Genomic DNA, 16,066 nt, shown 5'->3' with positions numbered 1-16,066 from the left:
CTCCGTTAGCCACCAGACGCCGTAACCTATGCTGCACGAAGCTGAAGCCATTCGGCAAGAGCCGTGGTGCGATTCACTTGAAATCTGATCGGTTGTGGAGATGGCGCTCCTGATTGAAATGGTTGTGAACTGAGGCATGAACGGAGACAAATTTCTGTAAACTTCGCCTGCGTCGTAAGCGAAGCATCGCCCGTTCTCGCCTTCGAAATGGCTGGTGTGAATTTTCACCCTGATTGTTCAACCAACGGCCAGTTTCTTGTCTGCCAGCATTGCCGATCTCATTCATTTCAGCGGTATAGGAACGCAGACGGTCGGTGACGAGGATAGGAAGAGCGTTGTGGGTGGCTGGAGAAAGCCCGCACCGTCACCGCTCTCGCCGTTTCTGCGAAACGGCTGACGCTACATTTTATGCGGAGGATGTTCTGACCCCTTCGCGGAGCGAAGGGGTGATGGCGGAGGGACGGGGATTCGAACCCCGGACACCTTTCGGTGAACACGATTTCCAATCGTGCGCCTTAAGCCACTCGGCCATCCCTCCGCAGGGAGGCAGCGTTTTAGCGGAGCGGGAGGGCGGCTGCAAGAGGGGTTTGCTGCGGAAAGTGCTGACCCTTGCTGCCGCCACGGCAAACAGATGCTCCGGTCAGGCGGTCACGCGGGCGAGAAACTCCCGGGTCCGGCCATGGGCGGTGTCCGCTGCGGCCTTGTTATAGACCGTCGGCCGGGCGTCGTTGGCGAAGGCGTGGCCGGTGTCATAGATGTGGCATTCCGCCTGCGGATAGGCGGCCTGAACGGCAGCGATGACTTCTGGCGGGGAATGATCGTCGGTGGCCCCGAAATGAAACTGCATCGCTGTCTTCAGCGGCGTCTCCAGCAGTGAGTCCAGCCGGGTGCCGTAGAAGGCGACGGCACCGGCAATGTTCAGGTTCTGGGCGGCGCGCAGGGCCAGGCCACCACCCCAGCAGAAACCGATAACCGCAACCTTGCCGCCGGACCGCACGGCGTCTGCTGCTGCCGTGATATCCAGCAGCGCATCTGCCGGTGCCACTTTCAGCATCAGGTCGCGCCCGTCCGGGGCCTTGTCGAAAGGCACGACAGTTCCCGGCTGAACCCGGTCGAACAGGGCGGGAATGGCAACATCATATCCGTCAGCAGCATAGGCGGCGGCGACGGATTTCAGCTGGTCGGTGACACCGAAAATTTCCTGCAGGATGACCAGCCCGCCGCGCCGGGTCGCGGTGGTGCGGGTGATGTGACAGTCGAAGCTGTGGCCGTCACTGGCGGTGATCTGCTGCATGCCGTTGCTGTTTGTCATGATGTTCTCTCCCTGAACCGATGAGACCGGATGGTCATGTTATCGCTGTTTCCATGTCCGGACATATATAAAGGTGTCGGGGCCATGAAGCGAACCTGAATGCAGTGGGCTGACCCGCTTGGACGATCAGGGGCGCCAGAAGGCGGGTGACAGCAGCACCAGCACGGTGAGAATTTCCAGCCGTCCAATCAGCATCCCGGCAGAGAGGATCCATTTGGCGCTGTCCGGCAGACTGGCGAAATTACCGGACGGGCCAATGATGTCCCCCAGTCCCGGGCCGACATTGGCAATCGCCGTAGCCGCCCCGGTGAAGCTGGTGACCAGATCAAGGCCGGTCAGGGAGAGCATCAGGCTCAGCAATACCGTGATAAAGGCGAACTGGAACACGAAAACACCGACTGAACGGATGACATCATCCGGCAGTTCCCGCGAACCGTAGGTCAGGATTCTGACGTCGCTGGGTGACATCATGATATGCAGCTGACGGCGGACGATGCGGTACATCATCTCGAACCGGAAAATCTTGATGGCGCCGGAGGTCGAACCGGTACAGCCGCCGACAAAGGTCAGGATCAGGAAGGTGATGACCGGCAGGGTGCCCCAGAGGGTATAATCGGTGGAGGCAAATCCGGTGGTGGTCACGACGGAAACCACATTGAAGGCGACCAGTGTCACGGCATCGGGGATGGCCAGCCCATCGACCCGCCAGACCCAGCAGGACAGGCCGGCCGTCACGAGGACAAGGAAGATCAGGAAAACCCGGACCTGACTGTTCTCTGCCAGATCGCGCCACCCTCCCTTCAGGGCCCTGACATAAAGCGCGAAAGGCAGGCTGCCGAGCAGCATGAACAGAACTGAAATCCACTGGATGGTGAGTGAGTTGAAATGCCCCATCGAGGCGTCGGATGTTGAGAACCCGCCGGTGGAGATGGTGGTCATGGCGTGGTTGATGGCCTCGAACGGGGTCATCCCGGCGAGATCATACATCACGGCACAAAGGATGGTGAGCAGCAGATAGATCAGGCTGATGGCACCGGCAATCTGCCCGGCGCGGGGCAGGATTTTCTCCGTCGTGTCGGAGGATTCCATCCGGAACAGCTGCATCCCGCCGACCCGCAGGAAAGGCAGCAGGGCAACCGCGGTGACGATGATGCCGATACCACCGACCCATTGCAGCATGGACCGCCAGAGCAGAAGGCCCGGCGGCATATGGTCAAGGCCGGACAGCACGGTCGAGCCGGTGGTGGTGAGGCCGGACATCGCCTCGAAAAAGGCGTCGGTATATCCCAGCCGCAGATTGGCAAAGACAAACGGGATGGCGGCTATGGCGGAAACCAGAATCCAGCTGGTGGTGGTCAGAAAGAAACCCTGCCGGATATCGAGATCGATTTGCCCGCCGCCCGCACTGGTGACCATCAGGCCGCCGATGGCCAGGGCGACCCCGGCGGAGATCAGGAAGACCTTCCAGTCCGGGTTGCCGGCCAGCCCGTCAATCAGCGCCGGTGCCAGCATCAGCAGGCTGACAAACAGTACAAAAACGCCTTCAATGAAGATGACGGGTCGAAGGTCGCGCATATAAAACCCCGACAGATAGCAGATATCGTCAAATGATCACTGCAGGAGAAAGAACCCTGCTGGACGTGACTGCAAGTCGAAAAGACATGTTATCGTCGGTTCCGGGCAGCGATGTTGCGACAGTTTGCGACAGACAGTTACAATTTTGCGGCTGAAACGGTCCGCAAAACCGCATAGGGTCCGGCAATGATGAAGAAACTGCTTATCCTGCCGCCGGTTCTGGCTGGCATTATCCTGCTGGTCCTCGCAATCCGGGGCTCGGCTCCTCCCGAACAGGCTGCGGTATCCGAACGGGCAACGCCGGTACGGGTTGTAACCCTTCAGCCGATGGCTTTCAGGCCCCGTATTCTGGGATATGGAACGGTTGAGCCCGCACGTGTCTGGCATGCTACGGCAGAGCTGGCCGGGCAGATCGAATATACCAATCCGAAGCTGCGGCGCGGCGCGGTGATGCGCCGGGACGAGGTGCTGGTGCGCATAGCCCGTGCGGATTACGAGATTGCCCGTGACCGGGCGATGGCTGATCTGGCGAAGATCGATGCCGACCTTGCGGAGCTGGGGCAGGGGGAAGAAAACGCCCGGCAGTCTCTCAAAATTGAAGAAGACGCACTTGCCGCCTCCCGCCGCGAACTGGAACGTCAGCGCCAGCTGGTCGAGCGTGGTGTTTCGGCCCAGCGGACGCTGGATGAACAGGACCGTGCCTATCTGACCCAGCGTGCACGCACGCAGGATGCACGCTCGACCATCAGTCTCTATCCCTCGCAGCGCCAGGCGCTGACGGCCGACCGGGCGCGGCTGGCGGCGGAACTGCGGCAGGCGGAAGTCGACCTCGACCGCACCATCATCCGTGCGCCCTTTGACGGACGGGTGGCAGAGGTCAATGTCGAGGAAAGCCAGTATGTCACGGTCGGTGAAGTCACGGCCAGGCTGGACGATATCCGGGCGTCCGAGATTGATGCCCAGATCCCGCAGTCGCGGATGCAGGCCCTGATGCAGATCGCGTCTCCGGAGCAGGCACCGGCTATCGGCACGATGCCTGATCTGGCGGCCATGGTCGGGCGGCTCGGGCTGAAAGCCACGGTGCGGCTGATGGTGGGTGACCGGGTGATCGAATGGCCGGGTGATGTGGTCCGGATCAGCGATACCGTTAATCCCCAGACACGGACGGTGGGGACGATCATTCAGGTCAATGATACCTATACGCTGGCCAGACCGGGCAGCCGCCCGCCGCTGATCAAGGGCATGTTTGTCGAGGTGGAACTGTCGACTGACCCGGTCGCAGATGCCTTCGTCGTTCCGCGTCCGGCACTGGTCGAAGGCCGGCTGTTTATCGCTACGGCGGAAAACCGGCTGGATATAAGAGAAGCCGCAGGCGCAGAGGTTTTTGGTGATGTCGCCATCGTGACGGGCCATGTCAGCGCCGGTGAGCGGGTTGTGACCAGCCGGCCCTCGCCGGCAATCCCCGGTATGCTGCTCAGGCCCTATGAAGACCCGGACAGCAATCTGACGGCGGATAAGGTTGCGCCGCGATGATCCGTTTTTTTGCCGCCCATCCGACGGCAGCCAACCTCATCATGCTGGTGCTGCTGGGGGCTGGGGCAATTTCCATCCCCTCCCTGCAGCGGGAAACCTTTCCCCGCATTGAACCGCGTCGGGTTGAGGTACAGGTGCCTTATCCCGGTGCCCGTGCGGAAACTGTCGAAGATGCGATCTGCCTGCGCATTGAGGACGCCGTTGATGGCCTGACCGACCTGAAGGAACTGACCTGCGAGGCGGTGCAGAGCCTTGGCAAGGCGGTGCTGGAAATGCGGGAGGGTGGCGATCTCGACAGTTTCTATGCGGATGTGAAAACTGAAATCGATGCCATTGATGATTTCCCGGAGAAAACCGAACCCCCGGTCATCCGCCAGCTTGGGATGATCGACTTTGTTGCTTCGGTCGCGGTCACCGGTCCGTCCGCCCGGCGCGAACTGAAGGTTCTGGCGGAAGATATCAAGACCCGGATGTTGCGCTGGGGCGGTATTCCGCAGGTTGAGGTCGCCGGGTTCTCGCAATCACAGATCCGGATCGAACTGGATGACATCGCGTTGCGCCGTCTTGGTCTGTCGATCAACGATATTGTCGATGTGGTCAGCCGCCAGAGTGTCGATCTGCCAGCGGGAGAAATCACGACCGGGGATGGCGTTCTGTCGCTGCGATTTGCTGACGAACGCCGGACGGCGGATGCCTTCCGGGAGCTGGTTATTGTCGGCGGTGATCTTGGCGGGCAGATCACACTGGGTGATCTCGCCACGATCACCAACCGTTTCGAGAATGATGAAGACCGCTATGTCTTCAATGGCCGGAATGCGGCACAGCTGAACATTAACAAAAGTCACAGCGATGATACGCTGGAGGTCATCGCGGCGGTTCGGGCCTTTATTGATGATGAACTGAAGCGCCTGCCGCCCGGCGTTGACATCGTCGTCATCAATGATGTGGCATCCGTTGTTGATGACCGGCTGACCATGCTGGTGAAGAATGGCGGACAGGGCATCCTGCTGGTGTTCTTCGCCATGTGGCTGTTCTTCGGGCTGCGCTATTCGTTCTGGATCGCGGCTGGACTGCCGGTATCCCTGTTCGGTGCCATCGCGGTGATGCAGGTCGCCGGCTATTCCCTGAACCTGCTGACCATGGTTGGTCTGCTGATGGTGATCGGGATTGTCATGGATGATGCCATTGTCATTTCCGAGAACATCATGGCCCGCAGACGACGCGGTGACATCGGACTGGAAGCGGTGGTCAACGGCACGCAGGAAGTGTTGCCGGGCATTGTGCTGTCCTTCACCACAACGGTGGCGGTGTTCGGGTCGCTGGTTTTTCTGGAAGGCGATATCGGGCATATACTGGCGGTGATACCGGCCGTCATGATCGCGGTTCTGGCGGTGTCCCTGATAGAAGCCTTTATCATCCTGCCGAACCATCTGTCGCATTCGGTGGATGCGCTGGATGGCCGGGTACAGGCACGTGTCGACGGCTGGATGCGCCGGTTCCGGGATGAACGGCTGACCCCGCTGGTCGAACGGGCGGTCCGGTTTCGTTATCTGACCGTGGGAGTGGCGGTTGGTCTGTTGCTGCTTTCAATGGCAGCCTTTGCCGGCGGGTTTCTCAAATTCTCGGTCTTTCCGGAAACGGATGGCGACACGCTGGAAGTTCGTATTCTGCTTCCGAAAGGCGCGACCCTCGGTGATACCGAGGCCGTTGTCGGGAAAACCCTTGCGGCGCTTCGACGGATCAATGACCGGCTGACACCGGAACAGCCGGAGGGCGCGACGCTGGTCCTCAATGTTATCGAGCGTTATGGCTATAATCTCGATGTTTCGGAAACCGGGCCGCATCTGGCGACTGTCAGTGTGGACCTGCTGACCGCCGACCGGCGGACGATAACATCTGATGAACTGCTGACCCTCTGGGCGGAAGAAGTCGGCGAGGTTCCCCAGGCGCTGAACCTGCGTTTTACCCCGGCCCAGCTTGGCCCGGCGGGCAAGGCGATCGAGTTGCGGCTGAAAGGGGATGATCTGGATCAGTTGCAGTCTGCCGCCACCGAGATGGTGGAATGGTTCACCCGCTATGAAACTGTCCGCAATGCCCAGCATGATCTTCGGGTGTCTGAACCGGAGATCGCCCTGACCCTGAAGCCGGGGGCGAAAAGTCTCGGCTTTGACGCGACCATGATCGCCGACCAGCTTCGCTCGGCCTTCTTCGGGCGCACGGCCGCAGAATTTCAGATCGGGCCGGAGTCCTATGAAGTCGATGTCCGGCTTGCCGGTCGAGATACAAACAGCCTTGGTGACCTTGACTACTTTACGGTGGTTTCCCCGGACGGAGACAATGTTCCGATCTCTGCCGTGGCTGACCTGCGGGAAGAACGTGGCTATACCCGCATCACACGGATTGATGGTCGCCGGACAGTGACCGTCGACGGGGATGTGGATACCACCACCGGCAATGCCAATGAAATCGTCTCCGATGCGCTGGCCCGCCTGATTCCGCAGATGAAGGCGGACTATCCGGATATTCAGGTGGTTGTCGAAGGCCAGAAAAGCGAAGGCCAGAAGACTCAGGGGTCGATGGTTATCGGTTTTCTGGTCGGGCTGGCACTGGTGTTCTTTCTGCTCAGCTTCCAGTTCCGCAGTTATATAGAGCCGGTCGTGGTGATGGCGATTATTCCGCTGACACTGGTCGGCGCTGTTGCCGGCCATCTGTTGCTGGGGCTGGATTTCACCATGCCGTCGATGCTGGGGCTGGTCTCGCTGAGCGGCATTGTGGTGAATGACTCCATTCTGCTGGTGATGTTCCTGAAGCAGGCCCGCAATGAAGGGGCCAGTGCACTCGAAGCGGCAACCGAGGCATCCCGCCGCCGGTTCAGGGCGATTTTCCTGACCTCGCTGACAACCGTTGCCGGGCTACTGCCTATTCTGTCGGAAACCAGCCTGCAGGCGCAGGTGCTGATTCCGCTGGTTGCCAGCCTGTCCTTTGGTCTGATTGCGACAACTCTGGCGATCCTGTTCGTCGTGCCGTCCTTCTATGTCATTCTGGATGACATGCATCTGACGGAGTGGCGTCGGAACGCAAAGGCCGGGCCTTCCGGTGGCCAGCCCGAAGCCGGTCAGCCCTGATCGGTAACCGCGAGAATGGCAGCGGGATCGTCAGTGAAGACGGCGGTGACGCCCCAGCCGAACAGCTTGCGGGCTTCCTGCGGGTCGTTAACCGTATAGGCTGCAACTTTGAGATCTGCTGCGATGGCGGTTTCCACATCGGTCTTTCTCAGGTTACGCCGTGAGAAATGGACCGACATGGCGCTGATATCTGCGGCAAGCTCCTGCCACCATGATTTGTCCTTCCAGACCAGTACGCCCAGGGGAATCCCCGATGACCGCTTACGGCAGACCCGCAGGACTTCGGGAGAGAATGACGAGATGACCGGACCGGTGGCATCGAAACTCCAGACGGCTTCGATATCTTTCAGCACCAGATCAACGGCACGCGCCACATCCGGCAGGTCCGGCTTGATCTCGACATTGGCGCGCAGCCCGAGCTCGCCGCAAAGCCGGAGAGCCTGAACCAGCGTTGGCGCAGGCTCGCCGGTAAAGTCGGCGGCAAACCAGCTTCCCGCATCCAGTAGGGAGAATTGCTCATAGGTCATGTCTGCGACAGGGCCGGCACCGTTACTGGTGCGGTTGACGGTGGTGTCATGCATCAGCACGACAGTTCCGTCGCGGGTCGGCTGGACGTCGAATTCGACCATGCGGGCACCAAGCCCGGCCCCCTTGCGAATTCCGGCAAGCGTGTTTTCAGGTGCGAAGCGGGCAGCGCCGCGGTGGCCAATAACGGGAGGCAGCATCATCTTCGGTCGATCCATCGGTCAGATTGTTCCTGTATAACGGGGTGATGACTATGTGTTTTCACCGGCATCTTCTATCCGAAATGCTGTAGTTTCGCGTAAATCCCGGGATTTTCCGACAGAAAGGATTGTTGTCCGGTATTTTTCAGCTTGAAGCCCAAAGACCTGCGCCACACCTACAGGCTTGGTTTTGTTGTATTTACATTCCGACAACTATGAATTCATCAGTCGAAATTTGTGTTGGGTTTGGCTGGAAAAGCCTGTAAAACCCGGCTGATACGGAAGGGTAGCTTGATCTTGTCTGCGCGCTGTGGGCTCGGGAAGGCTTTTATCACGAAGAAAGAGGCACGGAATGAAGCCCTTGAAGGCTCTTAAAGCTGTATTCAGTTTTGCGGCAGTGGCGTTGACGTCAACGGCTGCGTTTGCTCAGCAGCCACATCCTTGGCAGTTCGGATTGCAGGCACCGGCGACACCGGTCGCAGAAGACCTGCAGTTTCTGCATAATATTGTGCTGAACTCGACCATCACCATCATCACGCTGTTTGTGCTGGCACTGATGATTTATGTGGTTTTGAAGTTCAATCGCAAAGCCAACCCGAACCCGGGCAAGACGACTCATCATGTCGGTCTGGAAATCGCCTGGACTCTGATCCCGGTGGCTATTCTGGTTGTTCTGGCGGTTCCCAGTGCGAAGCTGCTGTACAAGCAGGATCGCGCGGTTGATGCGGAAATGACCATCAAGGCAGTTGGTAACCAGTGGTACTGGACCTTCGAATACGCCGATCTGAAGAACGCCGATGGCGAGGTGCTCAGCTTTGACGCGATCATGAAGAAGGAAGACGAGTTGCAGCCGGGCGAGCCTCGTCTGCTGGCCGTGGACAACAATGTGGTTGTGCCGGTGGGGACGAAAATCCGGGTTCTGGTGACGGCGGCGGATGTGCTGCATTCCTTTACGATCCCGTCCTTTGGTTTCAAGACCGATGCAGTTCCCGGTCGCCTGAACGAAACATGGTTCATGGTGAACGAGGGCAAGGAAGGCATCTATTACGGTCAGTGCTCCGAGCTTTGCGGCAAGGACCACGCCTTCATGCCGGTTGCGGTTGAAGTGGTGTCGAAAGAGACCTACGCCGCATGGGCCAAGAAATCTCTGGAAGCCGGTGAACCGCAGAAGGTTGCCGATATCCGGAACGAGATGAAACAGACCAAACAGGTAGCGGCGCTTGCATCCGCTGCTGCCAACTAAGCGAACGAGGAGAGGCAAAATGGCGTACGGAGCCGCTGACGCACACGACGATCACGCTGATCACAAGCCGGGTTTCTTTGTTCGCTGGTTCTGTTCAACGAACCATAAGGACATCGGAACCCTTTATCTTCTTTTCGCTATCGTTGCCGGCCTGATCGGTGGCGCGTTTTCTGTCTGGATGCGTATGGAGCTGGCCGAGCCGGGTCTGCAGCATCTGACAGGTGACGAAGGCAAAAGCCTGTTCAATGTACTGGTGACCGCCCATGGCCTGATCATGGTGTTCTTCGCGGTCATGCCGGCGCTGATCGGCGGTTTTGGCAACTGGTTCATTCCGCTGATGGTGGGTGCGCCGGATATGGCCTTCCCGCGGATGAACAATCTCAGCTTCTGGCTGCTGGTTCCGGCATTCCTGCTGCTGGTCCTCTCCGCTGTTCTCGGCGGTGGTGCCGGTACGGGCTGGACGATCTATCCGCCGCTTTCCTCGTCGCTCGGACATCCCGGGCCGGCGGTTGATATGGCGATTTTCGCTCTCCATCTGGCAGGTGCCTCCTCGATTCTCGGGGCGATCAACTTTATCACGACGATCTTCAACATGCGTGCCCCCGGCATGACGCTGCACAAGATGCCGCTGTTCATCTGGGCGATGCTGGTAACGGCATTCCTGCTGCTGCTGGCAGTTCCGGTGCTTGCCGGTGCCATCACCATGCTGCTGACCGACCGTAACTTCGGTACCTCCTTCTTTATTCCGGAAGGCGGCGGCGATCCGATCCTGTTCCAGCATCTGTTCTGGTTCTTCGGTCACCCGGAAGTCTACATCATGATCCTGCCGGCATTCGGTATTGTCAGCCAGGTGGTCTCCACCTTCTCGCGCAAGCCGGTGTTTGGTTACATGGGCATGGCCTACGCGATGGTTGCCATTGGCGGCGTCGGTTTCGTGGTCTGGGCGCATCACATGTACACGGTCGGCATGGATGTCGATACGCGGGCCTACTTCATGTTCGCCACCATGGTGATCGCGGTGCCCACGGGCGTTAAGATCTTCTCCTGGATTGCGACGATGTGGGGCGGCTCGATGACATTCGAGACCCCGATGCTCTATGCGCTCGGCTTCATCTTCCTGTTTACGGTTGGTGGTGTGACCGGGGTTGTGCTGTCGAATGCGGGCGTCGATGCCTCGCTGCATGACACCTATTATGTGGTGGCGCATTTCCATTATGTGCTGTCGCTGGGTGCGGTCTTCGGCATCTTCTGCGGCTTCTACTACTGGTTCGGAAAGATGTTCGGTGTGATGTACAACGAAACACTGGGCAAGATTCAGTTCTGGCTGTTCTTCCTTGGTGTGAACATCACCTTCTTCCCGATGCATTTCTCGGGTCTTGCCGGCATGCCGCGTCGTTATGTCGACTATCCGGATGCGCTGGCGGGCTGGAATCTGGTGTCTTCCATCGGCTCCTATCTCTCCTTTGCGGGTTTCATTCTCTTCATCATCGTTTGTCTCGAAGCGCTGGCGAAGAAGCGTAAGGCCGCAGACAATTACTGGGGTGAAGGTGCCACGACTCTGGAATGGACGCAGACCTCACCGCCTGCTTTCCATACCTTCAATGACCTGCCGGTCATCAAATAAGGTCTGGTCAGTCTGATGCGTGACAACGCAACTACCCTGAATGCGACCGGAGCCGCTATCCCTGATAGCGGCTCCATCGCCGTTGAATCTGCAGCGGGTGATTACATCGCCCTGCTGAAGCCAAGGGTGATGGCTCTGGTGGTGTTTACCGGTATTGTCGGCCTGCTGCTGGCACCGGGTACGATCCATCCGGTTATCGGTCTGGTGGCGGTGCTCTGCATCTCCGTTGGTGCCGGTGCGTCGGGGGCAATCAATATGTGGTTTGATCGTGATATCGATCAGATCATGACCCGGACGCAGAATCGTCCGGTGGCTGCCGGACGGGTGTTGCCGGGTGATGCGCTGGCCTTTGGTGTCATCCTGTCGATGGCATCCGTGATGGTCATGGGGCTGGCGGTCAATCTGACCGCAGCCGCCCTGTTGGCGCTGACCATCGGTTTCTATGTTTTTGTCTATACAATGTGGCTGAAACGCCGCACGCCGCAGAACATTGTCATTGGCGGTGCCGCCGGTGCTTTTCCGCCGATGATTGGCTGGGCCGCTGTGACCGGTGATGTGTCGCTGTCCAGTATCGTGCTGTTTGCAATCATCTTCTTCTGGACGCCGCCGCATTTCTGGGCACTGGCGCTGTTTCGCAACAGTGATTACACCGCAGCCGGTGTACCGATGCTGCCGGTGGTCGCGGGCAGCCGTGAGACCAAGCGTCAGATGCTGGTCTATACGCTGATCATGCTGCCGCTTTCAGTTGCACCGGCTTTCCTTGGCATGGCGAGTATCGTTTATGGCGGTGTCGCGGCTGTCATGAGCCTGTGGTTCATTCGTCATTGCATCATGGTGATGCGGGCGGACGAAGATGATTTCGGTCCGGCGCGGCGGATGTTCGCCTATTCCATCTTTTATCTTTTCGGCCTGTTTGCAGCGTTGCTGATTGACGCGGCAGTCCGGACAACAGGACTCTGGTAATCATGGGCAAGAACGATCAAAGCGAAATGCACCGCAGCCGTCGCGGCAAGAATATCGCACTGGGGCTGGCCCTGGTGGGGTTCTGCGTGCTGTTCTATGTGATCACCATCGCCAAGATGGGAATGTCCGGCTGATGAGCATACAGAAGGCTAAAAACCGGAAGATGCTGATCAGTCTGGCGACATTCGTTGTCGCCATGGTCGGTGTCGCCTATGCCTCGGTACCGCTTTACAAGCTGTTCTGTCAGGTGACCGGATTTGGCGGGACGACGCAGGTTGCAGAAAAGGCACCGGGCGCTGTTGACGGGCGCATGATTACGGTGCGCTTCAACGCGGATGTTAATCTCGGCCTGCCATGGAAGTTCCGTCCGGAGCAGACGGAAATCCGGGTGCCGGTTGGTGAAGAAACACTGATTGCCTATGAGGCGGAGAATTTCGCCAAACGGCGGACGACCGGCACGGCGATTTTCAATGTCACGCCGCCGAAGGCCGGTATTTATTTCTCCAAGATTGCCTGTTTCTGCTTTGACGAGCAGTCGCTGGCGGCTGGCGAGAAAGTTTCCATGCCGGTGTCCTTTTTCGTCGATCCGGCGATTCTGGAAGACCGGAACACCCGGGACGTGACGACAATCACGCTTTCCTATACTTTCTTCCCGTCGATGAGCGAAGAATCACCTGAGCCTGAAGACGAGAAGAGCGAAAAAACAACATCCAGTCTGGACGCTGGCGAAAAGCCGGTTAAAACAGGCGGGTAATCGACAACCGAACGAATAAGATCCAGGGGACATAAGAAATCATGAGCGACGTTCACGCAGTCAATCATCCCTATCATCTGGTTGAGCCAAGTGTCTGGCCGATGGTTGGTTCCATGGCCGCCGGCCTGCTGACCGGTGGTGGTGTGATGTGGCTTCATGGCCACCCGGCAATTGGTATGATCCTCGGCTTTGTCGCGGTTATGGCGACAATGTTCTTCTGGTGGCGCCAGATCGTCCGTGAAGCACTGGATGGCCACAGCCATACACCGGTGGTCCGGCTTGGCCTGCGCTATGGCATGATGCTGTTCATCTGCTCGGAAGTGATGTTCTTCGTCGCTTTCTTCTGGGCGTTTTTCCATTCCAGCCTGCTGATCTTCTCTCCGGCGTCAACCGTATGGCCGCCGGAAGGCATCATGACCTTTGATGCCTGGGACCTGCCCTTCATGAATACCCTGATCCTGTTGCTCTCCGGTGCAACGGTGACCTGGGCGCATCATGCGCTGATCGAAGGCGATCGCGACGGCATGCTCAAGGGCCTTGGCATTACGGTGCTGCTCGGCATCAGCTTTACCGCCCTGCAGGCTTATGAATACAGCCATGCCGCTTTCGGCTTTACCGATGGCATCTATTCCTCCGTGTTCTACATGGCGACAGGTTTCCATGGTGCGCATGTCATCATCGGTACCATCTTCCTGGCGATCTGCTGGATCCGCGCCTACAAGGGACATTTCAAGCCTGACAGTCACTTCGGTTTCGAAGCCGCCGCATGGTACTGGCACTTTGTTGACGTGGTCTGGCTGTTCCTGTTCATCTGGGTTTACTGGTGGGGCGCCTGATCGCCCTTCCGCCCGCTATCAGCGCCGCCCCTTGTGGGCGGCGCTTTCGTTTCAGGGGCTTTATTTGCCCCACCCGAATGACCAGATTGGCGGTATGAGCAGATCAAAACCTTTTCCGGTCTGGCTGAGTCTGTTTACGCTGGCCATCGTTGCCGGATTGTTCAGCCTTGGCGCATGGCAGGTTCAGCGGCTCGGCTGGAAACAGGCGCTGATGGCAGAACGTGACGCTGCCCGACAGGGAACTCCGCTGGATGCCGCCGGATTGATGGCTGTGCCGGACCCCGCTCTCATCGATTTCCGCCCGGTCCGGCTGCAGGGTGTGCTGCTGCATGGCAAGGAGCGTCCGGTCTATGCCTCTTCCACGGATGGCAAGGCGGGCTACCATATATTCACCCCGCTTCTGGTGCCGGATGGCCCGACCCTGCTGATCAACCGGGGCTGGGTTGATCCGGAACATCTCGAACAGGCCAGCCGTCCCCAGTCGCTGATTGCCGGGCCGGTGACGGTGAGCGGAAATATCCGCCTGCCGCAACGACGGGGCACCTTCACCCCGGATGACAATCCGGACGGAAACCTGTGGTATACGGCTGACCCGCAAACACTGGCCTCGGGCCTCGGGTTGCCAGCGGTCGAGACCGGGTTCTATGTGGTGGCAGACATGGCCTCCACGCCTGAGGGCGGATTTCCGCTTGGCGGGCAGATCAAGGCAACCCTGTCGAATAATCACCTGATTTACGCGATCACCTGGTTCTCGACGGGCTTTGCGGTTCTCGTTGCGTTTATCTTCTTCATCCTGGCGTCACGTCGCCGTCACAGGGGGGCAGCATCATGACCGGGTTTGCCAGATTATCGGAACAATTCCGCAGATTGTCGGTGCTGGGTGATGTCAGTGGCGTGCTGCACTGGGATGCCGCGACAATGATGCCCTCCGGTGGCGCAGCGCAGCGGGGCACTGAATTGTCGGTTATGGCCCGGCTATCTCATGATCTGCTGACCGGCCCCGGGATGGGTGACCTGCTGGATGCGGCAGAACAGGAAACAGACCAGCTGGATGAACTGCAACGTCGTGACCTTTACTGGATGCGGTGGCGTTATACCCATGCCTCGGCCCTGCCGGGCGACCATGTGGAGGCGGCGTCGAAGGCCAATTCTGCCTGCGAGACACTTTGGCGCCAGGCGCGGGCAGAGAGTGATTTCACACTGGTGCGCGATGCACTGACCGTGGTCACGGAGTTTGTTCGTGAGGAAGCGGTGATCAAGGCAGAGGTGCTGGGGCTTGGTCAGTATGATGCCCTGCTGGACAGTTATGATCCGGGACGGCGGTCTGCGGATATTGATGTTCTGTTCGATGATCTCGCATCCTTTCTGCCGCCTTTGCTGGCTGACATTCAGGAACGCCAGGCCGCACTGCCTGCGGCAATCCGGCCGACGGTTGCGACACCAGTCGCCGCACAGCGGAAGCTGGCGGACCGGCTGCTGGAAATCATTGGCTTTGATTTTACCCGTGGACGGCTCGACGAAAGCCTGCATCCCTTCACCGGTGGTGCAGGCGATGATATCCGGATTACCACCCGGTTCAGCGAGTCTGAACCGGCGGACGGGTTGATGGCGGTGGTCCATGAATGTGGACATGCGCTGTATGAACAGGGACTTCCCGAAGATCTGCGGCATCGTCCGGTCGGGGAAAGCCTTGGGATGACCATTCATGAAAGCCAGTCACTGCTGCTGGAAATGCAGGCAGGTCGCTCTGGCGAATTCATGGAACTGCTGTCGCCGCTGTTCAGGGAAGCCTTTGGCGAAGATCCGGCCTGGTCGCCGGAAAATCTGGGTCGGCTCTATCTGGCTGTTGAGCCCGGTTTCATCAGGGTCGAAGCCGATGAAGTGACCTATCCGCTGCATGTCATCCTGCGTTATCGCCTCGAAAAGGCGATGCTGTCCGGTGATCTTGCGATTACGGACCTGCCGGCTGCCTGGAATGACCTGATGCAGGATTTGCTCGGCGTCCGCCCGGATCGTGATGCAGTGGGCTGTCTGCAGGATATTCACTGGTATGACGGGGCGTTTGGTTATTTCCCGACCTATACGCTTGGCGCAATGACGGCAGCGCAGATGTATCAGGCAGCCTGTCGTGCAACCCCCGCCATCCCGGAGGCAATTGCCGGCGGAGACTTTAAACCGCTGTTTGGCTGGCTGCGGCCAAATGTACATGAGATGGCCCGCCGGTATCAGCCGGATGACCTGATCGAACGGTCGACGGGCACCCCCCTTGGAACGGCAGCCTTCAAGGCCCATCTGCGTCGTCGATATCTCCCGGATGGCTGACCTTGCCCGCCTTGCCGGCAATGGCTAAGGTCGCCCGCAGATCACCTGATCGGA

12 protein-coding genes, 1 tRNA gene and 1 pseudogene are annotated in these 16,066 nt (G+C 58.9%); 9 read left to right on the top strand and 5 right to left on the bottom strand.

Features of this window, described 5'->3' with window-relative positions:
* Nucleotides 1-26 precede the first annotated feature (26 nt).
* From GH722_05490 to GH722_05475, 4 genes and pseudogenes are all read right to left on the bottom strand, one after another.
* Nucleotides 27-325: pseudogene (locus GH722_05490) on the bottom strand (DDE-type integrase/transposase/recombinase).
* Nucleotides 326-450: 125 nt separating this feature from the next.
* Nucleotides 451-538 (bottom strand) — tRNA-Ser (locus GH722_05485).
* Between the two features lie 102 nt (nucleotides 539-640).
* Entirely contained in the window at nucleotides 641-1,294 is a 654-nt protein-coding gene (locus GH722_05480) for a dienelactone hydrolase family protein (protein MRG71211.1), read from the bottom strand.
* A 144-nt stretch (nucleotides 1,295-1,438) separates the two neighbouring features.
* Nucleotides 1,439-2,887 carry a potassium transporter TrkH gene (locus GH722_05475; GenBank protein MRG71210.1) on the bottom strand — a complete coding sequence of 483 codons (1,449 nt, stop codon included), beginning with the start codon at nucleotides 2,885-2,887 and terminating at the stop codon, nucleotides 1,439-1,441.
* Nucleotides 2,888-3,073: 186 nt separating this feature from the next.
* Between GH722_05475 and GH722_05470 the strand changes: the two genes are divergently transcribed.
* Both GH722_05470 and GH722_05465 read left to right on the top strand, forming a co-directional pair.
* The gene (locus GH722_05470; GenBank protein MRG71209.1) at nucleotides 3,074-4,420 is read left to right on the top strand and encodes an HlyD family efflux transporter periplasmic adaptor subunit; all 1,347 of its coding nucleotides are present in this window, start codon (nucleotides 3,074-3,076) and stop codon (nucleotides 4,418-4,420) included.
* Nucleotides 4,417-7,545, top strand: coding sequence for an MMPL family transporter (locus GH722_05465; GenBank protein MRG71208.1), 3,129 nt, complete (start codon nucleotides 4,417-4,419; stop codon nucleotides 7,543-7,545). Before GH722_05470 ends, GH722_05465 begins: the two co-directional genes overlap by 4 nt.
* Here GH722_05465 and GH722_05460 read toward each other — a convergent pair.
* The gene (locus GH722_05460) at nucleotides 7,536-8,288 is read right to left on the bottom strand and encodes a glycerophosphoryl diester phosphodiesterase (protein MRG71207.1); all 753 of its coding nucleotides are present in this window, start codon (nucleotides 8,286-8,288) and stop codon (nucleotides 7,536-7,538) included. The two genes, GH722_05465 and GH722_05460, sit on opposite strands and share 10 nt — an antisense overlap.
* Before the next feature lie 334 nt (nucleotides 8,289-8,622).
* Between GH722_05460 and coxB the strand changes: the two genes are divergently transcribed.
* From coxB to GH722_05425, 7 genes are all read left to right on the top strand, one after another.
* Nucleotides 8,623-9,513, top strand: a complete 891-nt coding sequence (gene coxB / locus GH722_05455; GenBank protein ID MRG71206.1) for a cytochrome c oxidase subunit II — start codon at nucleotides 8,623-8,625, stop codon at nucleotides 9,511-9,513.
* 19 nt (nucleotides 9,514-9,532) lie between these two features.
* Nucleotides 9,533-11,137 (top strand): cytochrome c oxidase subunit I, encoded by a 1,605-nt coding sequence (ctaD, locus tag GH722_05450; protein ID MRG71205.1) that lies wholly within the window; start codon nucleotides 9,533-9,535, stop codon nucleotides 11,135-11,137.
* A 15-nt stretch (nucleotides 11,138-11,152) separates the two neighbouring features.
* Nucleotides 11,153-12,100 carry a protoheme IX farnesyltransferase gene (locus tag GH722_05445; GenBank protein MRG71204.1) on the top strand — a complete coding sequence of 316 codons (948 nt, stop codon included), beginning with the start codon at nucleotides 11,153-11,155 and terminating at the stop codon, nucleotides 12,098-12,100.
* A gap of 133 nt (nucleotides 12,101-12,233) precedes the next feature.
* Entirely contained in the window at nucleotides 12,234-12,854 is a 621-nt protein-coding gene (locus tag GH722_05440; protein ID MRG71203.1) for a cytochrome c oxidase assembly protein, read from the top strand.
* A gap of 41 nt (nucleotides 12,855-12,895) precedes the next feature.
* On the top strand, nucleotides 12,896-13,690 hold the full coding sequence (locus GH722_05435) for a cytochrome c oxidase subunit 3 (GenBank protein MRG71202.1): 795 nt from the start codon (nucleotides 12,896-12,898) through the stop codon (nucleotides 13,688-13,690).
* A gap of 94 nt (nucleotides 13,691-13,784) precedes the next feature.
* Nucleotides 13,785-14,522, top strand: coding sequence for an SURF1 family protein (locus GH722_05430; protein MRG71201.1), 738 nt, complete (start codon nucleotides 13,785-13,787; stop codon nucleotides 14,520-14,522).
* Complete coding sequence (locus GH722_05425; protein ID MRG71200.1) at nucleotides 14,519-16,012, top strand: carboxypeptidase M32; 1,494 nt, start codon at nucleotides 14,519-14,521, stop codon at nucleotides 16,010-16,012. The genes GH722_05430 and GH722_05425 overlap by 4 nt, the downstream gene beginning before the upstream one ends.
* Nucleotides 16,013-16,066: the final 54 nt, after the last annotated feature.

The sequence above is a fragment of the Alphaproteobacteria bacterium HT1-32 genome, from assembly GCA_009649675.1.
In the GTDB taxonomy this organism is placed as follows: domain Bacteria; phylum Pseudomonadota; class Alphaproteobacteria; order Rhodospirillales; family HT1-32; genus HT1-32.
The sequence above is the reverse complement of the archived record's forward strand: the minus strand, read 5'-3'. Positions and strand labels throughout refer to the sequence as shown.